Source organism: Streptomyces prunicolor (assembly GCF_045162825.1).
GTDB lineage: Bacteria > Actinomycetota > Actinomycetes > Streptomycetales > Streptomycetaceae > Streptomyces > Streptomyces prunicolor.
In genome coordinates this window covers 4,790,203-4,810,404 of sequence record NZ_CP108676.1, presented here as the reverse complement: position 1 = coordinate 4,810,404, position 20,202 = coordinate 4,790,203, and the positions used below count along the sequence as shown (strand labels likewise).

The 20,202-nt window shown below is 71.6% G+C and carries 18 protein-coding genes; 10 read left to right on the top strand and 8 right to left on the bottom strand.

All coding sequences use genetic code 11. From position 1 onward, the window contains the following. Positions 1-56: 56 nt before the first annotated feature. Complete coding sequence (locus OG588_RS21710; RefSeq protein WP_405948747.1) at positions 57-743, top strand: class I SAM-dependent methyltransferase; 687 nt, start codon at positions 57-59, stop codon at positions 741-743. Between the two features lie 82 nt (positions 744-825). Here OG588_RS21710 and OG588_RS21705 read toward each other — a convergent pair whose 3' ends face one another. After that, positions 826-1,731, bottom strand: coding sequence for a TIGR03620 family F420-dependent LLM class oxidoreductase (locus tag OG588_RS21705; protein ID WP_405948746.1), 906 nt, complete (start codon positions 1,729-1,731; stop codon positions 826-828). Between the two features lie 88 nt (positions 1,732-1,819). Next, on the bottom strand, positions 1,820-2,857 hold the full coding sequence (locus OG588_RS21700) for an AraC family transcriptional regulator (protein ID WP_405948745.1): 1,038 nt from the start codon (positions 2,855-2,857) through the stop codon (positions 1,820-1,822). Between the two features lie 88 nt (positions 2,858-2,945). Here OG588_RS21700 and OG588_RS21695 point away from each other — a divergent pair, with 88 nt between their 5' ends. Beyond that, positions 2,946-4,088 carry an acyl-CoA dehydrogenase family protein gene (locus tag OG588_RS21695; RefSeq protein WP_405948744.1) on the top strand — a complete coding sequence of 381 codons (1,143 nt, stop codon included), beginning with the start codon at positions 2,946-2,948 and terminating at the stop codon, positions 4,086-4,088. Between the two features lie 16 nt (positions 4,089-4,104). Here the strand turns inward: OG588_RS21695 and OG588_RS21690 are convergent, their stop codons facing one another. The 3 genes from OG588_RS21690 to OG588_RS21680 all read right to left on the bottom strand — a co-directional run bounded on the left by OG588_RS21690 (position 4,105) and on the right by OG588_RS21680 (position 7,638). Further along, positions 4,105-5,538 carry a PTS transporter subunit EIIC gene (locus OG588_RS21690; protein WP_405948743.1) on the bottom strand — a complete coding sequence of 478 codons (1,434 nt, stop codon included), beginning with the start codon at positions 5,536-5,538 and terminating at the stop codon, positions 4,105-4,107. Between the two features lie 16 nt (positions 5,539-5,554). After that, on the bottom strand, positions 5,555-6,490 hold the full coding sequence (murQ, locus tag OG588_RS21685) for an N-acetylmuramic acid 6-phosphate etherase (protein ID WP_405948742.1): 936 nt from the start codon (positions 6,488-6,490) through the stop codon (positions 5,555-5,557). 227 nt (positions 6,491-6,717) lie between these two features. Further along, on the bottom strand, positions 6,718-7,638 hold the full coding sequence (locus tag OG588_RS21680; protein WP_405948741.1) for a MurR/RpiR family transcriptional regulator: 921 nt from the start codon (positions 7,636-7,638) through the stop codon (positions 6,718-6,720). A gap of 55 nt (positions 7,639-7,693) precedes the next feature. On the opposite strand from OG588_RS21680, the gene OG588_RS21675 reads away from it, so the two are divergent. Together OG588_RS21675 and OG588_RS21670 are read left to right on the top strand one after the other, a co-directional pair. Further along, a complete protein-coding gene (locus tag OG588_RS21675) occupies positions 7,694-8,113 on the top strand; it encodes a hypothetical protein (protein WP_405948740.1) in 420 nt (139 codons plus the stop codon). Further along, entirely contained in the window at positions 8,110-8,376 is a 267-nt protein-coding gene (locus tag OG588_RS21670) for a DUF4031 domain-containing protein (protein WP_019057226.1), read from the top strand. The genes OG588_RS21675 and OG588_RS21670 overlap by 4 nt, the downstream gene beginning before the upstream one ends. Before the next feature lie 33 nt (positions 8,377-8,409). Here the strand turns inward: OG588_RS21670 and OG588_RS21665 are convergent, their stop codons facing one another. Continuing rightward, on the bottom strand, positions 8,410-9,477 hold the full coding sequence (locus OG588_RS21665) for a GNAT family N-acetyltransferase (RefSeq protein ID WP_405948739.1): 1,068 nt from the start codon (positions 9,475-9,477) through the stop codon (positions 8,410-8,412). A 512-nt stretch (positions 9,478-9,989) separates the two neighbouring features. Between OG588_RS21665 and OG588_RS21660 the strand changes: the two genes are divergently transcribed. The 4 genes from OG588_RS21660 (at position 9,990) to OG588_RS21645 (ending at position 15,894) form a co-directional block, all read left to right on the top strand. Continuing rightward, complete coding sequence (locus tag OG588_RS21660; protein ID WP_405948738.1) at positions 9,990-11,111, top strand: SagB/ThcOx family dehydrogenase; 1,122 nt, start codon at positions 9,990-9,992, stop codon at positions 11,109-11,111. An 89-nt stretch (positions 11,112-11,200) separates the two neighbouring features. After that, positions 11,201-12,247: a SagB/ThcOx family dehydrogenase gene (locus tag OG588_RS21655; RefSeq protein ID WP_405948737.1), complete on the top strand. Its 1,047-nt coding sequence runs from the start codon at positions 11,201-11,203 to the stop codon at positions 12,245-12,247. Positions 12,248-12,257: 10 nt separating this feature from the next. Continuing rightward, on the top strand, positions 12,258-13,631 hold the full coding sequence (locus tag OG588_RS21650; RefSeq protein ID WP_405948736.1) for an MATE family efflux transporter: 1,374 nt from the start codon (positions 12,258-12,260) through the stop codon (positions 13,629-13,631). A gap of 331 nt (positions 13,632-13,962) precedes the next feature. Continuing rightward, the gene (locus tag OG588_RS21645; protein ID WP_405948735.1) at positions 13,963-15,894 is read left to right on the top strand and encodes an alpha/beta hydrolase family protein; all 1,932 of its coding nucleotides are present in this window, start codon (positions 13,963-13,965) and stop codon (positions 15,892-15,894) included. Here the strand turns inward: OG588_RS21645 and OG588_RS21640 are convergent. Then, entirely contained in the window at positions 15,794-16,456 is a 663-nt protein-coding gene (locus tag OG588_RS21640) for a hypothetical protein (RefSeq protein WP_405948734.1), read from the bottom strand. The genes OG588_RS21645 and OG588_RS21640 overlap by 101 nt on opposite strands. 44 nt (positions 16,457-16,500) lie before the next feature. Here OG588_RS21640 and OG588_RS21635 point away from each other — a divergent pair, with 44 nt between their 5' ends. Both OG588_RS21635 and OG588_RS21630 read left to right on the top strand, forming a co-directional pair. After that, entirely contained in the window at positions 16,501-17,211 is a 711-nt protein-coding gene (locus tag OG588_RS21635; RefSeq protein ID WP_405948733.1) for a maleylpyruvate isomerase family mycothiol-dependent enzyme, read from the top strand. 157 nt (positions 17,212-17,368) lie between these two features. Next, positions 17,369-18,061 carry a copper homeostasis protein CutC gene (locus OG588_RS21630; RefSeq protein ID WP_405948732.1) on the top strand — a complete coding sequence of 231 codons (693 nt, stop codon included), beginning with the start codon at positions 17,369-17,371 and terminating at the stop codon, positions 18,059-18,061. A 30-nt stretch (positions 18,062-18,091) separates the two neighbouring features. Here the strand turns inward: OG588_RS21630 and OG588_RS21625 are convergent, their stop codons facing one another. Next, the gene (locus OG588_RS21625) at positions 18,092-20,131 is read right to left on the bottom strand and encodes a HelD family protein (RefSeq protein WP_405948731.1); all 2,040 of its coding nucleotides are present in this window, start codon (positions 20,129-20,131) and stop codon (positions 18,092-18,094) included. Between the last annotated feature and the right edge of the window lie 71 nt (positions 20,132-20,202).

Sequence of the window (20,202 nt, the reverse complement as noted above, 5' to 3'; positions counted from 1 at the left end):
CCCTGCTCTTCCCCGAGCCGCCTGCCCTGAGTCGGCCGACGTGCTCGACTGACCCCATGGCCACACTCCCGCCCCGCCTCCTCCGGGCCCTCGAATCCTTCAACTCCGCCCGCCCCTGGAGCCACAACGCCCACTACCACCCTTGGCTGCTACGGCAGTTGCCCCGCAGGTTCGGGCGAGCCCTGGACGTGGGTTGCGGGAGCGGCGACCTGGTGCGGCTGCTTGCCGCGAGGAGTGCGGGCGGTGTGGAGGGCATCGACTCCGATTCCCAAATCATCGCCCGGGCACGGGAGTTGACCTCACCCGGCGTCTCCGGCGTCTCCGGTGTTCCCGCGGTCTTCGCCGTCGTCGACGCCCGGGCCGGAATCCCCGCCGGCCCCTACGACGTCATCACCTGCGTCGCCGCCCTCCACCACCTCCCGTTCACCGAGACGCTCACCCGCTTCCGCGACCAACTCGCCCCGGGTGGAACCCTCGTGGTGGTCGGCTGCGCCCGCGAGGCGGATGCCGTCGACGACGCCCTCGGCCTCGTCTCCATCCCCCTGAACCTCGCCATGGGCTGGGTGAAGAACCGGGGTCGTAGGGCCGTGTCCCGCCCGGTGGCCATGACCGCCGTCACCCGGCCGCCGGAGATGACCTTCGCCGAGATCCGCCGCGAGGCGATCCGCGTACTGCCGCGGGTCCGGCCGCGGCGGCGGTTGTTCTGGCGGTACACGCTGGTGTGGCGGGCGCCCCTGGCGTGATTCCGTCCACCCGATGCATCACCTCGTCGAGAGGGTCGACGGCAGCCGCTCCAGGCACTGGTGGCCCGGCGGCGCGTCATCGCTATGCACCCACAAGCGCGGGCGCCAACTCCCGCCACGGCTCGGCCGGCACCTCGAACGGCGACTCCATCAGAGCCTGCACGCAGACATGGTCGGCCCCCGCGTCGAGATGCTCGCGCACCCGGTCGAGGATCGCCGTCTCGTCACCCCACGCCACGAGCGCCTCGGCCAGCCGGTCGGAGCCGCCGCGCACCAGGTCCGTCTCGTCGAAGCCGCCGCGCAGCCAGTTGTTGCGGTAGTTCGGCAGGCCGGTGTAGATGTCCAGGTGGGCGTGGGCCCGGCGCAGCGCGGTCTCGCGGTCCTTGGTGAGTACGGCGCCCAGTTCTACGGCCACGATCTTGTCCGGGCCGAGCGCCGCCCGTACCTCGGCAGTCTGGGCCGGTGTCACCAGGTACGGGTGGCTGCCGTCGGCGAGGTCGCGGGCCGTCTCCAGCATCCGGGGGCCGAGCGCGGCGATCAGGATGGGCGGCCGGGGTGCGTCGGCCTCGGCGGCGTAGAAGGTCGCGCCCGCCATCGCCGTGAGGTACTCGCGCATCGCGGCGACCGGCTTGCCGTAGTTGCCGCCGCGCACCCGCTCGACCAACGGCCGGTGACTGACCCCGAGCCCGAGCACGAACCGGCCGCCGTACGCCGCCGACAGCGTCCGGGACGCCGCGTTCGCCGCGACCGCGTCCCGCGCCCAGATGTTGGCGATGCCGGTCGCCACGCGCATCCGTGAGGTCGCGGCGAGCAGCAACCCCGCCTGGCTGAACGCCTCCCTGCCGTACGCCTCGCCGAACCACAGGGTGCCCCAGCCCTGTTCCTCCAGTTCGGCGGCAATCTCCGCGCCCGCTGCCGGGGCCACGGCATCCAGGCTCGCGGTCCAGATGCCCACGCGGCCGAGTCCCGCTTCTTCCACCACTGTCATACGGGGACGGTAGGGAGTGGGGGCTGGCGGTTGCCGTGACCGTGCCGCTCAAGGTCCTTGACCCGGGCGTTCGGAGGAGGGAGGTGGCTCAGTCTCCGGGCTGGTAGGAGCGGGGCGCGGAACCTGTCCAGCGTTTGAACGCGCGGTGGAAGGCGCTCGGCTCGGAGAAGCCCAGCCGCCGCGAGATGTCCTCGATGGAGACCGTGCCTGTGGCCAGCGCCGCGATGGCCTCGTCGCGCCGCAGCTGATCGCGGATCCGCTGGAACGAGGTTCCCTCCGCCGCCAGCCGCCGCCGCAGGGTCTGCGCGCTCACCGCGAGCCGGGCCGCGATGTCCTCGGGGTCCGGCATCCGGTCCGGCAGCGACTGCCCGAGGAGTCGGCGGACCTGGGCGGCGGTGGTGCTGCCGTAGTCCAGGCGGGCGAGTACGTCGCCGGGGGCGCGGCGGAGAAATGCGTGCAGCCCCAACTCATCCTGGAGTACGGGCAGTTCGAGCAGGGTGCGGTCGAAGACGAGGGCGGTGCGTGGGGCCCGGAAGGTGCACGGGGCGCCGTAGAGGAGGTCGTATTCGAGCGCGTGGGGTGGTGCCGGGTGGCTGAACTCGACCCGGGTGAGGGCGATCCGGCGGCGGATCAGCCAGCCGGCGAAGCGGTGGGCGACGACGGTGGCGGACTCGGCGAGGTAGTGGTCGGGGTCGTCGAAGGCGGTGAGGTCGAAGACGAGTGCCGCCTGCTGTCCCAACTCGCCAGTGCCCTCCTCCAGTTGGAAGCGGGGGCCGCCGGGGAAGAGGCCGTAGAAGGTGCTGCTGCGGTTGATCGCGGTCCGTAGGTCGGGGCTGCAGTGCACCACCGCGTGGCACATCATCGCGAAGGTGCCCACCTTGAGGGGGTGTGGACCGAGGCCCTGCAACTCGTCGTCGAGGGCCTGCCATACCGCCTTCGTGAGCCGGGCGAACTGCCGCGGTGATACGCGGGCGAGCGGGACGTCCAGCAACTCCGGTGGTACGGCGGCCTGTTCGAGGAGCGGGGTGATGTCCACGCCGTGCCGCTCGGCTCCGCGCAGGGCGGCCCGTACGTGGTGGATGGCGACCGAGCGGGTCGGAGCGCTGTACGCGGGAGGCGTGGCCATGAGCGCCGATCGTACGGGACACGCAGGTCAACGACCGTGAGCGCTGCGGTCATGACGGCCATCCGCGCCGCGCGCCTACCGTCGGGGCGTGATCAGAAACGGATATTTCGACGAGGCCCATGAGGCGTACCGGACGGCCTGGCGCGGCTTCATCGAGCACGAGGTCGTGCCGAGGCAGGACGGCTGGGCGCGCGAGGGGATCGTAGGGAAGGACGTCTGGCGGCTCGCGGGCGCGCGGAACCTGCTCTGCCCGTGGGCGGATCCCGCGTACGGCGGTCTGGGTCTGGCCGATCTGCGCTACGAGCAGATCATGATCGAGGAGTTGGCGGACGCCGGTGAGTCCGGCTTCGCGGCCCCGCTGCACTCGTGCGTCGTCGCCCCGTACCTGGCCGAGTTCGGCACCGAGGACCAGAAGGCCCGGCACCTCACCCGCGCGGTCTCCGGCGAGACGGTGCTCGCCATCGCGATCACCGAGCCGGGGACTGGGTCGGACGTGGCTGCCCTCCGTACGCACGCCGTACGCGCCCCGGACGGGGACGGCTGGCTGCTCAACGGGGCCAAGACCTTCATCTCCAGCGGCGTCAACGCCGACCTCGTCATCGTCGCCGCCCGCACCGGCGAGGGGCATGCCATCGGTCTGTTCCTGGTGGCCGCCGGGACCCCCGGTTTCACCCTGGGCCGCAAGCTCGACAAACTCGGGCTGCGGACCTGGGACACCGCAGAGCTGTTCTTCGACGACGTGTACGTTCCGGACGCCGATGTGCTGGGCGGGCCGGACCAGGGATTCGCCCTGCTGATGCGGCAGTTCGCCCTGGAACGGCTCGTCGTCGCGATGGGTGCGGTGGCCGAGGCGGAGGCGGCACTGCGCGAGACCATCGCCCACACCAAACAACGCACCGCGTTCGGGCGGCCGTTGGCGAGATTCCAGGACACCCGCTTCCGGCTGGCCGCGATGCGGGCCGGGATCAGCTCCGCCCAGGCCTTCGTCGACACCTGCGTCCTCGCCCACAACCAGGGCCTCCTCACCGCGGACCAGGCCGCCGAGGCGAAACTCGTCACCACCGAGCTGCAGGGCGAGGTCGTCGACGACTGCCTGCAGATGTTCGGCGGCTCCGGCTATCTGTGGGAGTCCCCGATCTGCCGCCGGTACGCCGACGCGCGCGTCCAGCGGATCTACGGCGGGACGTCCGAGATCATGAAGGAGATCATCAGCCGCGCGATGGATCTCTGACCAACTACGTTCTGCGCTAGGCGACTTGGCCCTGGATGACTTGGTCATCGGTAGCTTGGTCATCGGCGGCTTGGTCATCGGTGGCTCGGTCCCGTCGGGTGAGGCCGAAGGCGTACGTGGCGAGGAAGCCGACCCCGTACCCCGTCAGCAGCCCGCCCCCGTAGATCGCCACCGTCGTCCCCAGCCCCCTGCTCCCCGCCAGCAGCGGGAACAGCGCCCACCCCGACGGGCCGATCGCCGTCGCCCCCACCTTGTCGCCCAGCATCGCGAAGAACCCGACGAACGCCCCGCCCGCCGCCCCGCCCGCGCAGGCGGTCAGGAACGGTCGGCCCAACGGCAGTGAGACGCCGTAGATGAGCGGCTCGCCCACCCCCAACAACCCTGCCGGGAGCGCCGACTTGATGGTCGTACGGAGTGAAGTGTCGTGGCGCATACGGAGGTACACCGCCACCGCCGCACCGACCTGGCCCGCGCCCGCCATGGCCAGGATGGGCAACAGGACGGTGTAGCCCTGCTGTTCGATGAGGGTGGTGTGGATGGGGATGAGGGCCTGGTGGAGGCCCAGCATCACCAGGGGGAGGAAGAGGCCGCCGAGGATCAGGCCCGCGAAGGGGCCGGTCGTGGACAGGAGCCAGTTCGCGGCCGTGCCGATCGCGGTGGAGATCTCACCGGCGGCGTACATGAGGCCGTAGAGCGTCGCCAGGCCCGCGATCAGGACCGTCAGGGTGGGGGTGACCAGGACGTCGAGGGTCGCGGGGACCCAGGTGCGGCACCACTTCTCGACGTACGTGCCGAGGAGCGCGGCGGCGAGTGCGCCGAGCACCCCGCCCTGGCCGGGGGAGAGGGCGACCCCGAAGGCGGTCACCTTCGCGACCCCGGGGTACACCACGACCGCGGCCACCGCCCCACCCAGCACGGGTGTCCCACCGAACTCCTTCGCCGTGTTGTAACCGACGAAGACCGCGATGAGGGTGAGAAACGCGGAGGGGATGACGGCGAGGGCGCCGGTGACTCCCGGGAGCCAACCCATGTTGATCAGCAGCCCGTTGAGGCCGGCGAGGACTCCGCAGCCGATGAGGGCGGGGATGAGCGGGACGAAGATGTTGGCGACCCGGCGGAGGAGCAGCTTGCCGGGGGTGGCGTTGCGCGCCCGTTGTGCTTCCTTCAACTCGGCGCCGCGGGCGGCCAGTTCACCGGCGGCACCACGCACCAGCTTCTCGAACTCCGGGGTCACCCGTGCCACCACCCCCGGCCCCAGCACGATCTGGTACGTGTCGTCGGCCACGACCCCGAGCACGCCGGGCAGTGCCCGCAGCGCCTCCTCGTCGACCAGCGACCGGTCGGTCAGGCCGAGGCGGAGGCGGGTCATGCAGTGGGCGACGGAGGTGACGTTCGCGGGGCCGCCGACGAGGGGGAGGAGGGCGGCGGCGGTGTCGTACGGAGTATCCACCCCCTGAGCGTGCTGGTCAGTCGGCCGCAGCGGTCAGCGCCGCGCGCAGTCGGCCCCCGGACTCCTCCAGAAGGCGGGCGGCCGTCGGGCCGTCGACCCCGGCGAGGATCACCAGGATCGCGTTCTTCACCTCGCCGTCGGTGGCGGACAGGGCCCGCTCGATCTCCGCGTCGTCGGCGCCGGTGGCGAGCGCGACGATACGGCGGGAGCGGGCGCGCAGCTTGTCGTTCGACGCGCGTACGTCGACCATCAGGTTCCCGTACGTCTTGCCCAGCCGGATCATCGTGATCGTCGACAGCATGTTGAGGACGAGCTTCTGGGCCGTGCCCGCCTTCAACCTCGTTGATCCGGTGAGGAGTTCGGGACCTACGACGACTTCGATGCCGTGTTCGGCGGCTGCGGCGAGGGCGCTGTGCGCGTTGCAGGACAGGCCGATGGTCAATGCCCCGAGCCGGCGCGCGTGCGCTACGGCTGCGATCGCGTACGGGGTGCGTCCCGAGGCGGAGATGCCGACCACCGTGTCGTCGGGGGTCAGCGTGAGCGCGTCGAGGTCGGCCTCGGCCAGTTCTCGGGAGTCCTCGGCGCCTTCGATCGACGTGACCAGGGCGTCCGGGCCACCGGCGATCAGGCCGACGACCTCGGAAGGGTCCGTGTTGAAGGTCGGCGGACACTCGGACGCGTCGAGTACGCCGAGGCGTCCGGCGGTACCGGCGCCCATGTAGATCAGCCGGCCCCCCTTTTCCATTCGTTCCGCTACGGCGTCGATCGCGGCGGAGATTTCGGGGAGCCGTTGTGCGACTGCGGCGGCGACCGTGGCGTCCTCGGCGTTCATGAGGCGGGCGATTTCGGGGGTGGGGAGTTGATCGATACCGGCGAGCTCGGGGCGGAAGGCTTCGGTGGTGAGTGACTCCAACTCGGTGCGGAGATCACGGGGGTTGGACGTTGAGGTCATGGATCGGCGGCTCTTTCTGTTCGTTCTTGTCTGCCGGCCGGTGGGGGCTGGTCGCGCCCGCGCGGCGGTAGCCGCAAATTCAACACGGGCCCGCGCCCCTTAAATACGGCACTTGGCGGCGCTTTCAAGTGTGCGGAGGTCCTGGGGAGTTGGCGTTCAGGTGGGCTTTTAGGGGCGCGGGGAACTGCGCGCTCAGCCCCCACCGGGCCGCAGACAACCACGAACCGTCAGCGCCTATGCCGATGCGCCAGCGCCTCGTACGACGCCGACAAAGCCGGTGCCGCCTGCTCATACGTCCGCTGCGCCACCCCGATGAACAAACAGTCCACCACCAGCAACTGACTGGTCCGGGACGACATCGCCGCCGGCCGAAGCTCACTCTCCCGAGCGGTGGACGTCGTGAGGATGTGATCGGCGTACTGCGTCACCGCCCCGTCCGGCCGCCCGGTGATCGCAACGGTCGTAGCCCCATGCTCGAAAGCCACCCGCAACGGCTCGATGACGTCACCCGTGGACCCGGAGTGGGTGATCGCGATGGCCACATCCCCCGCCTTCAGCTGCACGGCGTTCGTGACGGCGAGATGCGGGTCGCTGTGGGCGTGGGCTATGAGGCCTATGCGGAGCAGCTTCTGGGTGAGGTCCTGGGCGACGAGCCCGGACGCCCCGACGCCGTACACATCTACACGGCGCGCCCCGGCGAGCGCGGTGACGGCCGCGCCGAGCTGGACGGTGTCGAGTCCCGCGGCGGTGTCGGCGAGGGTCTGCTGCTCGTCGTAGGCGAGTTTCGCGACGACGTCGGCGATCGGGTCGTCGACGGCTATGTCGGTGGTGAGGGCGGGCGCCCGCCCGGACTGCTGCTGCGCGGCGAGCCCGGCGAGGGCGAGGCGCAGGTCGCGGTACCCGGGGTAGCCGAGGATGCGGGAGGTGCGGACGACCGTGGCCTCGCTGGTGCCGGTGAGTTCGGCGAGGCCGGTGACCGTGAGGGCCGCGCAGCCCGCCGGGTCGGCGGCGACGGTCTCGGCGACCCGCTGCATGGAACGGGTCATGGAGGGGGCGAGGGTGCGCACCTTGGCGGCGAGTGCGGCGGGTGGCGTACTCCCGGAACTCCCTGAGGCGCTTCCGAAAATTTCCTTCACGTCCTGGGTCACCTTTGAAAGATATTTTCGCGACGGTGGTCCGGTCAAGGGTGCGCACAATGGGTGCATGGCATCATCCGACAGCACCCCTGACGACGACCCCATCGACGGCCCCCGTGACGAGCCCGTCTCCATAAGCCCCCTGGAGCAGGCGCTGCACGCCGCCCGCGCCCTCGTGCTCGCCGATCTGGCCGCGCGCGAGGTCGTCGCGGCGGACGTGGTGTCCATGATGGAGGAGTCCATCGTGCAGCGGCGCTGGTGGGTGGAGCAGTGGCCGGAGGGCGTGGAGTACGTCGCCGGGCTGGTCGCTCAGGACGTGCAGGACGCGCTGCTGGAGGCGTACGGGCGCTGGCCGCTCTGCCCGGTCTGCGCGTCCGGCGACCCGCACGCCCTGGAGGTCGAACCGGAGCTCGGACCCGACCCGCACTGGGTCTGCCACCAGGCGGGCGTGAAGGTCGCGGCCGTGGGAAACCTGGGCTCCCTGTGACCGTGTACATCGACCCGCCGACCTGGCCGGGGCACGGACGCCTCTGGTCCCACCTCGTCAGCGATGTCTCGTACGACGAACTCCACCTGTTCGCCGAGGAGTTGGGCGTACCGCGCCGGGCCTTCGAGCGCGATCACTACGACATTCCGTCGCATCGTTACGCGGCCATGGTGGCCGCCGGCGCGGTGGAGGTGAGGAGCCGGGAGGTGGTCCGGCTGCTGACTGCGGCGGGGTTGCGCAGGCCCAAGGGGCGCGCACAGTAACGGAGTTCGTACCCCGAAGCCGAACGGCCTTGCTCAGCGCCCGAGTTCGTAACCGAACTCCTCGTCCTCCTCGCTCACCTTCTTGAACCCCGCCCGGGTGACCACGGCCTGCGACGCGAGGTTGTCCCGTTCGATCATCGCGAAGACGGTGCGTACGTCGTCCCGGGCCAGCGCCCACTCCGAGAGCGCGCGCAGCGCCTCCGTCGCGTAGCCCTGGCCGCGGGCGCCCTCCGCCAGGTCGTAGCCGATCTCCGTGCGGCCCTCCTCGTCGGGGACGCCGTGGAAGCCCATGCCGCCGACTGCGCGGCCGTCCTCACGGCGGACCAGGGCGAACACGCCGAACTCCGGGCGGTGCACGCCCGATACGTAGGCCTTCAGCAGGAAGGTCGAGGCCTCTCGGGTGCCCTGGTAGGGGCCGCCCTCGATCCACTCGAACCCGCCGTCGCCGCCGGCGACCAGGTCGCCGGCGGACCTGGGGGTGATGCCCTGGAGGGTGAGGCGGTCGGTGGTGTGGACGAGGTTGTTGCTCCAGCGCCAGTCGGTGACGGGGGCGCGGCCGGGGAGTTCGGCGCGGCCGGTCGCCCACAGCAGGGTGCGCCAGTGGTCGGCGCCGGGGCGGACGTGCGGGAAGATCCGGCCGAGCACGAACTCGCTGATCTCGGGGGCGGGTTGGTACGTCAGGCCCAGGCCCTCGGCGATGTCGTGGGTGTGCAGCAGCACCTCGGCGGTGCCCATCGCGGCGAAGCCCTCGCGGTCCGCGCTGCGGAACGGGTACGGGTGGAAGGCGCGCACCTCGCGCGGTGTGGTGCGGATCGCGGCGGCGAGCAGGGCGCCGGTCGTCCGGATCACGTCCAGGACACCGGAGTTGTCGGTGCCGTCGTCGAGGGAGAGCTCGAAGGGGACGTACGCGTGCTGCGCGCGACCGGCCAACTGCCCCGCGTACGAGATGAGATCGTCGGCGATGTGCTCGGCGGTGTGCCGGCAACTCCACTCCAGTCGGCCGGCCTTCACCCCGTCCCAGTCCCGGTCCGTCGCCGTCCCCAGCAGCGCGAGACAGCTCGCGACGGCCTCTTCCACCTGGTGTGCGCCCGTGGTCCCCATGGCGGCGAGCATACGGGCCGGGTCCGGCGCCCGTCTTGGTTAAAGCATTCACCAACCGCACGTGACAGTGATTTGATCATTCGAGCGCTTTGGCTTCACCGGGGACCGGCGTCGACCTGCTGGGGGATACCGGCAAATGGTGCATATAAGGATGTTCGGGTCCTGCCCTCAATGGCCGTCGAAAGGTAACTCACAAGTACGAATGGCCGCCCCTTTGCATTCTCTCTGGTTATTCCAGGGCTGGAGAAAGGGGGCGCTTGCCGGACCCCTCATTTCCGGGTGATCATTTCGTTGTCGCCGAACAGCCGGTGGCGAAAAGGCAAAGTGCCGAAAATCCAGGAGGTTTCCCATGGAGAACATCGTCGAGGCCATCGAGATCGTCGAGATCGAAGAGGTCGAGTCCTACGAGCCCATGCTGCTCCAGGGTCCGAACGTCGACTAATTCTGTGCCCGCTCCGGTGTCCCGGGGGATGCGTTTCCCCGGGCGCCGGAGCCCCAGTCCAGGGGTGACCGTGTCTGTACCAGCGAGTGAGTCCGTACCAGCGAGTGAGTCCGTACGGGCGAGTGAGTTCATCCGGCTGACGCCCCGACCGGGCGCGGCCGGCCAGTGGATCGCCGACGACCTGCTGACCAGGCGATCCTTCAAACTGGGCGCGCAGGAGGCGGCCGTGCTCGTCCTCGCGGGCCGACCGCGGGAACGGCGGCTGCTGGCCGAGGAGGCCGCCGCCGAACTCGGCGTACCGCCCGAGCGCGCCGAGGCCGTCGTCGCCGCGATGGAGAAGGCCGACCTCATCGTCGACGACTCCTACCTCGACACCTCGCGCTACCAGTGGGGGCAGGAGGTGTTCCGGCGGTGGGAGGAGAAAGGCTGGCGCATGGCGGCCGAATATCATCTCGCCGCGCATGATTTCCCCGGGGTCGATTACAGCAAGGGAATAGCGGTAGACCGGGAGCGAATTCACCGGTACCGGGACGAGGGAATCGACGACGACCGTTTCAAGGAGCCCGCTTCGGCGGAACGGATACCGCTCCCCGAACTCTCCCCGGACCTCGCCCCCATGCCCGTCGGCACGGACGCGGGCCGCACCCGCCACCTCGACCGGCCCGAACTCCTCACGATCGCCGCGCTCGCCCTCGGCATCGTCGAGACGACCCGCAGCCGTGCCCCCGGCTCCGCCGACTACCTCACCCGCACCAGCCCGTCCGGCGGCCGACGCCATCCCACCGAGGGCTATCTCGCCGTCCTCGACGTCGACGGCGTCGAACCCGGCTGGTACCACGTGCACGGCGGACTGCACGCGCTGGTGCGGCTGCCCGTCCCCGCCCCGGACCCGGACTCCGAGGAGTTCCGCCGCGTCTTCCGGGCCAGCACCACCCGCCCCGCCTTCGACGTGCGCTGCCTGCTCGTCCTGACCTCCGTGTTCCGCCGCAACATGTGGCGCTACCGCGAGCCCCGCACCTACCGCAGCATCCACATGGACGTCGGCCACATCGCCTCCACCGTGACCCAACTCGCCGAGGGCTTCGGCATCCCGGCCTTCCCCGCGTACGGCGACCTGGAGTCCGGGGTCGAGCGGATGATCGGCGTGGACGGCTTGACGGAGGGCCTGATCGCAACGGTGGCTCTGGGCTGACGCCCTCTTCTGATCCCCTGACTCCCTTGCCGCGCAGCCCAGTTGTCCCACCCCACCCCCTCCCGCAAGGACTTGAAAGGAGCAGCCCCATGTCCAACGCGTCCGCCCTCCCACCCATGCTGCGCATCGGCGGCGGGCTCAGTCCGCGGGACGGTGTGCACGTCCAGGACCTGGCGGGCCGCCGCCGCGGGTACGTCGACCGGCGCACCCTGGCCCGTACGATCGCCGCGGGCGCCCCGCCGGAGGGGACCGGTGCCCTCGCCTCCTGGCTGGCCGGTGCCGGGGCCGCGCCCCAACCCGCCGAGGAACTGGTGGAGTTCTGGCACCGGCGGCGCTGGCGCCCGTCCCTCGAATACCACCTCCTCTCCCGCGACCTCCCGTACGCCGACTCCGGCCCCGACGCCGTCGACACCCGCCGCGAGGTGCTCTCCGGATACGGCGGCGGTGACCGACTCCCGCCCCGCATACGCCCGGACGGCCGCCGCGTACCGCTGCCCGAGCCGGTGCCGGGAGACCCCGACCGCAGCCTCGGCACAGCCCTGCTGACCCGTCGCTCGGTGCGCAGTTACCTACCCCGGCCCACCCCCGCCGGCGCGCTCTCCCAGATCCTGCGCACCGGCCTCGCCACGGTCGCCGCCAACCAGCGCCGCACCGGCGAGGACGACCCCAGGGAACTGCTCCGGTCCTTCGGTACGGCCTTCGACTTCTACGTCCTGACGTACAACGTCGACGGCATCGACCCCGGCGTCTGGCACCTCGATCTGGCCCCCGCCGAACCGGAGTTGACCGAGATCCGCCCCGGCGACCACCGGGGCGCCATGCGGGAGGTGTTCTACGGCTCGCCCTGGCCGCTGACCGCCGGGTTCACGCTGGTCATGGTCGCGGACTTCGAGCAGTACCAGTTCCGCTACCGGCACGAACGCGCCCTGCGCAACCTGTACATCGAGTCCGGTCACCTGGCGCAGCGCCTCCTCCTGCTCGCCGACACGCATGGGCTGGGCACGTTGGTCACCCCGGCGGTACGGGACGGGCTGATCGAGGAGCTGCTGGGCCTGGACCCCGTCCGCCAGGCGACCATTTACACGCTGACCATGGGCCCCGATCCCCGGCACGGCACCCGGACGCGCGTGAAATGAGCACCGTGAAATGAGCACCGCACCGGACGCGGTGGAGCCCGTCTCCCGGGGCGGCCGGCTACGCCAACAGGCCCGCCCACTCCTGGAGTTGGCGCTCCCCGCCGTCCTCGCGACCTCCGTCTCCCGGGCCGGCGACCTCATCAGCCTCGCGCTCACCGGGCACTACAGCTCGACGGCGCTGGCGGGGGTCGCCGGAGCGATCGTGGTCGTAGAACTGGCACTTGGGGTGTTGCTGGCCGGGGTCACGGGCTACCAGGTGCTGTGTGCCCGGCACCTGGGCGCGGGTGAACGGCCCGCTGCGGTAAGGGCGTTGCACGCGTCGCTGCGCCCGGTGGGCGCGCTGGCGGTGCTGGCCGCCTTGGTGTTGGTCTTCGCTGCCCGTCCCCTGGTCGCCCTCACCGTGCACGACCCGGCGGCCGTCGCGGCCGGTGCGGCCTATCTCCGGGCCCGCGCGCCCGGGTTGCCGCTGGCCGTACTCTCCGCCGTCGGCACGATCACCCTCCAGGCGGCGAAAAGAACCCGGCTCACGCTCCTCACCAACTGCGTCGCCATGCCCGTGAACCTGTTGGTGAGCTGGGCGTTGATCTACGGCATCGGCCCGCTGCCCGCGCTGGGCGCCGCCGGGAACGGCCTGGGAGTCACCCTCTCCCTCCTCTGCGCGGGCGCCCTCCAAGTAGTACTCCTACGTCGGGCGGGCCTGTGGGACTGGCTGGGCACCTGGCGTACGACGTCTTGGGACCGGCAATCGGCGCGTGCGAGCTGGGAGTTGGCGTGGCCCGCGATGGTGTCCATGGCGGTGGACTACCTCGCGTCCTTCGCCTTCTTCGCGGCGATCGGACTGCTGTCGCTCACCGAACTGGCCGCCTCCCGTGTGGTGTTCCAGCTGGTGCTCCTCGTCTTCATGCTGTCCAACGCCTTCTCGGGGGCGGCCGGGGTTCTCATGTCCCGGGCGGCGGGCGGGGGTTGTCCGGATGCCGTCCGGGACCACTGGCGGGCGAACCGTGTCCTCGTCACCGGCGCGCTGACTGTGGCGGCGGGTGGGCTCGCGGTCGCCGTACGCCCCGTCCTGCGCCTGTTCACCGGCGACCCGGCCGTCGTCTCCGCCGCCGTGGACGCGACCCTGCTGGTCGCCGCGAGTCTCCCGCTCGTCGCCGTGACCGTGAGCAACACGGCCGCGCTGCGCGCCCTGCGGAACACCCGGGCGGACATGGTCGCCAACACGGTGGCGTCCTGGGTGGTCCAACTTCCGTTGGCGTGGGTGGCGGTGCGGGTGGGGTGGGGGCTGACGGGGGCGTTCGGTGGGGTGTTGGGGTACTGGGTGGTCCGGGCGGCGGTGACGGAGTGGGCGGTTCGGCAGATGCTGGGGCCGGGGGCGAGGGCATGAGTACGCCGCGCTGTCGTGTTCGCCCAGGAGCTCGGGGGTCCACGTTCGAGGGGCGGCTGCGGGTCCGTCGTGGCTGGTCGCGCAGTTCCTCGCGCCCCCTGGGGGATTCTGTTTCGGGTTGGCTGCGGGTGCGTCGTGGCTTGTCGCGCAGTTCCCCGCGCCCCTTCGTAACACGCGGCTCGTTCAGAAGGGCGGCCCGTGGACACAGCCCCGCGCCCCTTCAAAACCCAGCCCACCCCCCACCCCCAGGGGCGCGGGGAACTGCGCGATCAGCCACAACGAACCCGCACCCGCCCCAAAACAGAACCCCCCGAGCTCCTAGGCGGCGCCCATGACCACCCCCGTCCCCACCCTCTCCCCGGACGGGCGTTCCGTGGCGTACGTCGACGCCGCCGGCACCGTCACCGTCACCACGCCCGCCACCGGTGACATACGTGCCCTGCTCCCCCTACCCCCCGGCTCCCTCCACGCTCTCCAATGGGCCCCGGACAACGCCCACTTGCTGCTCATCACGGAAACGACCGGCCGCGAACGCTTCACCCCGCACGCCCTGCGCCTCACGGACGGCACGGCCCTGCCCCTGGCCCCCGAGAACACCCTCCAGGTACGCGGCATCTGGACCTCGCCCACCCACCCGCACGCCATGGCCACAGCCGTCCGCCGCCGAGGCGACCACGCACTCCACCCCTGGTACCTCCCCCTGGCCCCTGCCCACGCCCACGCCCACGCCTCCGCCCCCGCCCACCAACTCGCCCACTGCCCACCCGGCACCCGAGACTGGGCCTTCGACGCCCAACTCGCCTGCCGCGCCTGCCTCGTGGGCCTCCCCGACGGCACCCTCCGCCTGCTCACCACGACGGACGGCCACGACTGGCAGCCGCTCCTCGACCTCCCCCTCGACGACGCCCCGGACACCCGCCTCCTCGGCATCCACCCGTCCACCGGCGAGGTACTGCTGCTGACCGCGTACCAGGCCGACGCCGTCCGGATAGCCGCCGTCCACACCGGCACCGGAGGCACCCCCCGCACCGGAGGCACCCCCCGCACCCTCCTCGCCGCGCCACCCCCGTACGACATCACCACCGCCTGGCTCGCCCCGGACGGCACCCCCCGCGCCGCCCTCCACCACGCGGCCCACCGCCACCACACCTGCGCCGACCCCGCCTACGCCCGCGACCTCGCCCGCGCCGCCACCCACATCCCCGGCGACCTCGAACTCCTCGGCCACGACACCGCCGACACCCGCTGGCTCCTCGCCGCCCACGACCCGGCCCGCCCACCACGCCACTACGTCTACGACCGAGAGGAGGGGACGGCCGTAGTACTCCAGCCGAAGGAACCGAAGGAACCGGAAGAACCGAAGGAACCGGAAGAACCTGAGAAGCCGCCCGCCGAAGGCCCCCGCACCACCGCCCTCACCCTTACTCTCACCCTCACCGCCTCCGACGGCCACCCCCTCACCGCCTACCTGACCCTGCCCCCGGCCGCCGTAGCCCCGCCGCCCCTCATCCTCCGTATCCACGGCGGACCGTGGGCCCGCGACCGCTGGCGCCATGACCCCGAGGCGACTCGGCTCGCGACCGCCGGCCTGGCAGTCCTGCGCGTCAACTACCGCGGTTCCAGCGGCTATGGGCGCGCCTTCCGCGATCTCGGCGACGGCGAGTGGGGCGCCCAGATGCAGCAGGACCTGTACGACGCGGTGGACGCCGTCGTCGAGCGGGGGCTGTGCGATCCGGAGCGGATCGCCGCGTACGGCGGTTCCTACGGCGGCTACGCCTCCCTGCTCGCCCTCACCGACCCCCGTTTCCGCTGCGCCGTCGCCGTGAACCCACTCGTCGACCTCGCCTCCTCCGACTGGGCGGACGGGCCGTACTGGCGCCGGATGCGGGCCCTGTGGGACAAGCAGATCGGCTGGAGTCGGTTGTCGGAGGGGGAGTTGAGGCAGCGGTCGCCGCTGCACCGCGTCACGGATATGCGCGGACCGGCGTTGGTCGTACGCGGCGCGCACGACCCGCGCGTCGACGCGGCCGGCATCGAGGCGTTCGTAGGGGCTCGCCGCGCGGCGGGCGGAGAGGTCGAGGAGCTGGTCCTCCCCAACGACGGTCACGCCGTGCGCAGTTCAGCCGGTCAGGACGCCCTCCGCCAGGCCCTCTCCGCCTTCCTCACTCGCCACTTGGGCCTGCCGAAGCCAGCAGCTCCAGCTCCGCCGCCAGGTTGTAGCGCGCCGTCGCCTCCCATTCCGCGGCCCCGTACGGCGTCCTGAACAGCCGTGGCAGATCGAGCAGTTGGCGCAGGATCGCCGAACGGCCGTCCCGGAAGGCGTCGTTGGGCACGAAGTGGTACTCCTCGCGGACGGCCGCGGTATAGCTCGCGTACGCCGACGGCGGCGCGGCCAGGATCGCGAGGTCCGCGTCGCACAGCACCTGGCCGTCGCGGTCGTCGTCGGCGGGATCGTGCGTGACGGTGAGCCGTACCAACCGGGCGACTTCCACGACCCGGTCCTCCGGCACACCCGCCTCTGCCAGCGCCCGCTCCGCGAGCCGCGCGGACCGCTCCTCGTTCTCGGAACGGTCCGGCAGATACACCGCGTCGTGGAACCAGGCCGCGAGCCGTACGACGTCCGGATCCTCGGCGTGCTTCTCCAGCACGTCGACGTGGTCGAGGACCGAGGTGAGGTGCGTGAGCGTGTGGTAGTGCCGTTGCGGCTCCTGCCAGCGGGCGAGGAGGTTCTCGGCGTACGGCGACGGGTCTGGGCCGTCGGTAGATGTGCGGGCGCCTTCGAGGGCGCGGGTCCAGCGGGCGCGGAGGGCGTCGAGATCGGCCATGCCCCTTATTTTCCTCCCCCGCCCGCGCCCCTGGCGTGGAACGCATGACTTACGCCGACACAGCACACGACGTATGTGACCCCGAACTCCCCGGTCGCCTCCTGACCGCCGAGTGCGACGCGCTGATCCCGCTCCTGCGCTCCCGCCCCGACGCGGACTTCGCGCTGGCGACCCTCGCGTGTCCGGGCTGGACCGTGCGGGATGTGCTCGCGCACTGCTCGGCCGCGCTGACGCGGGTGGTGGAGCGGCGGTTCGAGGAGGGCGTGTTCTCGCAGGCCGCCAACGACCGGGACATCGCGGAGCGGGCCGACTGGACGAACGCGCAGGTCGTCGACGAACTGGAGCGGGGCATGACCACGTCCAGTGCGCCGCCCGCGCGGGCGGCGCACTGGACGTGGTCGCGCTCGGCTGGGGGTCCCCCCACGCCTTTTGGGCAGTGGGAGAGGGTGCACGCCGGTGACGTACGGGACGTCCTCGGGGTTCCCGGCGCCTACGGTGGCGCGGGGCTGGGGTCCGCTCTCACCCTTCTCGGCCTCGTGACCCGTCAGAAAAACCACCGGCCTCTGCACGCCGACCTCGACGATCTGGACGATCCGCTGCGCCTGGGCGACCTGTCGGGCGAGCTGACCCCGGCGCGCTACATCGGCGACGCGCCCACGCTCGTACGCCTGTACTCGGGACGCCCGGTGCCGGCCGGCACCGGATACGAGCTGGCCGGCGCGGAACCGGCCGAGCTGAACATCTTCGGCGGCTGACGGTGGCTGACGGTGGCTGACGGCGGGTGACGGATGCCCGGTGACGCTCGGCGACGCGCGCCGACGGGGGTGATCTCGCGGCCCCCTGACCTCCCGCGTACCCTGGATATTGGACTAGACCTGTAGCCGCTCCAGGGAACACGACGGAAGGGGTCCTATGAGCACGCGTGCAGTCCTGGAGGTGATCGCCCTCGGCGCCGAGGACGCGATCGCCGCCCAGGCCGGAGGCGCGGACCGTCTCGAACTGGTCACCGACATGGCGGCCGACGGGCTCACCCCGCCGGTGGAGACCTTCGCCGCGATCCGCGCCGCCGTCGACATCGACCTGCGCGTGATGCTGCGCCTCGCGGACGGGTTCGCCGCGGGCGACGTGGACCGGCTGGTGCGGGTCGCCGGGGAGTTGCGGACCGCCGGCGCCGACCAGTTCGTGCTCGGCTTCCTCGGCCCGGACGGCTGCGTCGACCTGGACGCGGTGGAACGCGTCGTCGCCGAACTGGACGGCTGCGCCTGGACGTTCCACCGCGCGATCGACCGCGCCGCCGACCGCGACGCCCTGCGTAAGCAGCTCGCGGACCTGCCGGGCCTGGACGCCTACCTCACCGCCGGCTCGGCGGACGGCGTCGACGACGGCCTCCCCACGCTGCTCCGCGAGGCGGCCCTGCGCGGCGAACCGGGCTACGAGCAGCGCATCCTGGTCGGCGGCGGCCTGCGCCTCGACCACGTACCGACCCTGCTCGCCGCCGGAGTCGACGCCTTCCACATCGGCGGGGCCGCCCGCCCGGCGGGCTGGGAACGGCCGGTGTCGGCGACGGCGGTGGCCGAGTGGCGGGCGGTCCTCGACGGAGCCTGAACCACCCTCTCCCTCAACAGCCCTTTCCGCTCAGGCGAGTTGGGACGGCAGCGGGGCCGCGTGCGTGACGATCAGGCCCGAGACCGCTCGGGTCAGAGCCACGTACAGGCGCCGCAGGCCGGTGCGTTCGTCCGGTTCGCCGTCGACCACGGCCTGCGGCTCGTCGAGGACCACGTAGTCGTACTCCAGCCCCTTCGCGAGCGACGCCGGGACGAGGGTCAGACGGGTCTCTACGGTCGTCTCCTCACCCGGGTCGATGTAGCCGATGCCCGCCGCGGTGAGGGCTTCTGCCAGCGCCGGGATCCTGGCATCGGCGGCGATCAGGCCCGTCGACCCCTCGTTGCGCAGCAACTCCTCGCAGGCGGCGACCACTTCAGCGGTGTCGACCGTCTCCCGGAGGTCGAAGAAGCCCGGGTTCTCACGGACCGAGGCGACCGGGGTCAGCCCCGGGGCGATGTGGGGGAGGAGCCGGGAGGCGTACGTGATGACGTCCGTCGGCACGCGGAAACCGGCCGTCAACTCCTCGATCACGCCGTCCGACTTGCCGAGGTGGGCCAGCGCTTCGTCCCAACTCCGGGTCGCCCAGGGCGTGGTGCCCTGCGCCAGGTCGCCGAGGACGGTCGCGGAACCGGTGGTGCAGCGGCGGCCCACCGCCCGGTACTGCATCGGGGAGAGGTCCTGCGCCTCGTCGAGCACGACATGCCCGAGCGAGTGCGTCCGCTGGACGAGGTCGGTCGCCTCGTCGATCAACACGGCATCCGGGGCAGACCACTTGGCGGCCTTCACGCTCCGGACCGCCTTCGCCCAGAGGATCGTCTTCTGCTCGTCCTCGTCGAGGATCCCGTCCGCGTGCGCGGCGAGGAAGTCGGCGTCGCTGAGCAGCCGCAGCACGAGTTTCGCGGGCTCGACCGGCGGCCACATCGCCTTGACGGCCGCCTTCACCGCCGCGTTGCGGGCCACGGCGTCCTGCACCCGGTCGTCCGGCGCCTCCCCGGACCGCTCCATCTGCACCAGCACGACATGCGCGATGCGCTGCGGCAGCGCCTCGCGGGCGGCACCGTAGCGGATGTCGCGGTCGAGCAACTCCCGCACGATGGCTTCGAGTTCGTACGCCGGGACCCGCCAGCGGCGCGAGCCGCGCACCACCATCACCGGCTCGGTGGGGATGGTCACGTGCGAGTAGATGGCCCGGCGGAGGACTTCGGCCATGCGCGCGTCGCCCTTGATGACGGCGGCCGGTGCCTCGTCGGTGCCGCGCACCTCGACGTGGGCGACCAGGTCGTCCACCGTGCCCTGGCGGACCGTCAACTCGCCCAGCGCGGGCAGGACTTGCTCGATGTAGTGCAGGAAGGACTTGTTCGGCCCGATGACGAGCGTGCCGGTGCGGGCGAGCCGCTCACGGTGGGCGTAGAGGAGGTAGGCGACCCGGTGCAGGCCGACGGCGGTCTTTCCGGTACCCGGGCCTCCCTGCACGCACACCGTCCCGCCGAGACCGGACCGTACGATCTCGTCCTGCTCGGGCTGGATGGTCGCGACGATGTCGCGCATCGGGCCGACGCGGGGCCGCTCGATCTCCTGTTGCAGCAGCTTGCTGGTGGCGGCGGCCTCGGCGGGGTCCATGAGGTGCTCGTCCTCGTACGCCGTGAGGTCGCCGCCCGTGTAACCGAAGCGGCGGCGCAGCGAGACGTCCAGCGGGTCCTTCTTGGACGCCCGGTAGAACGGCTGCGAGACCGGCGCGCGCCAGTCGATGACCATCGGGTCGCCGTCGGCGTCGTGCACATGCCGGCGCCCGATGTAGAACTGCTCTCCCGCCGCGCCCTCGGCCTGCTCGGCGCCGGGTGCGTGCAGGTAGTTCAGCCGGCCGAAGAACAGCGGGGTGTCGCTCAGGTCGGCCAGCGCCTTGATGCGGTCGTCGATCTGGCGGGAGAGGACCGCGGCGTTGACCCAGTTCGCCGTGACGTCCTTGATGTCGAGCGACTCGACGTCCTCGCGCATGGCGCGCAGCGCGGAACGGGAGGAGGCCAGGTGGGAGCGCTCGCGGGAGAGCGGATCGTCGGTGGGCGTGGACAAGGGGGTGCCTCCGGAAGACCTAAGTGGGATACCGACCGGTTTCCGTCCGGGCGGTGGCACTCCCTGCGGGG

What these genes read in the sequence shown, in the direction of transcription:
- OG588_RS21710 (WP_405948747.1), top strand. Translation starts at nt 57, where the DNA reads ATGGCCACACTCCCGCCCCGCCTCCTCCGGGCCCTCGAATCCTTCAAC.
- OG588_RS21705 (WP_405948746.1), bottom strand. Translation starts at nt 1,731, where the DNA reads ATGACAGTGGTGGAAGAAGCGGGACTCGGCCGCGTGGGCATCTGGACC.
- OG588_RS21700 (WP_405948745.1), bottom strand. Translation starts at nt 2,857, where the DNA reads ATGGCCACGCCTCCCGCGTACAGCGCTCCGACCCGCTCGGTCGCCATC.
- murQ (WP_405948742.1), bottom strand. Translation starts at nt 6,490, where the DNA reads ATGACCTCAACGTCCAACCCCCGTGATCTCCGCACCGAGTTGGAGTCA.
- OG588_RS21675 (WP_405948740.1), top strand. Translation starts at nt 7,694, where the DNA reads ATGGCATCATCCGACAGCACCCCTGACGACGACCCCATCGACGGCCCC.
- OG588_RS21665 (WP_405948739.1), bottom strand. Translation starts at nt 9,477, where the DNA reads ATGGGGACCACGGGCGCACACCAGGTGGAAGAGGCCGTCGCGAGCTGT.
- OG588_RS21655 (WP_405948737.1), top strand. Translation starts at nt 11,201, where the DNA reads ATGTCCAACGCGTCCGCCCTCCCACCCATGCTGCGCATCGGCGGCGGG.
- OG588_RS21650 (WP_405948736.1), top strand. Translation starts at nt 12,258, where the DNA reads ATGAGCACCGCACCGGACGCGGTGGAGCCCGTCTCCCGGGGCGGCCGG.
- OG588_RS21645 (WP_405948735.1), top strand. Translation starts at nt 13,963, where the DNA reads ATGACCACCCCCGTCCCCACCCTCTCCCCGGACGGGCGTTCCGTGGCG.
- OG588_RS21640 (WP_405948734.1), bottom strand. Translation starts at nt 16,456, where the DNA reads ATGGCCGATCTCGACGCCCTCCGCGCCCGCTGGACCCGCGCCCTCGAA.
- OG588_RS21635 (WP_405948733.1), top strand. Translation starts at nt 16,501, where the DNA reads ATGACTTACGCCGACACAGCACACGACGTATGTGACCCCGAACTCCCC.
- OG588_RS21630 (WP_405948732.1), top strand. Translation starts at nt 17,369, where the DNA reads ATGAGCACGCGTGCAGTCCTGGAGGTGATCGCCCTCGGCGCCGAGGAC.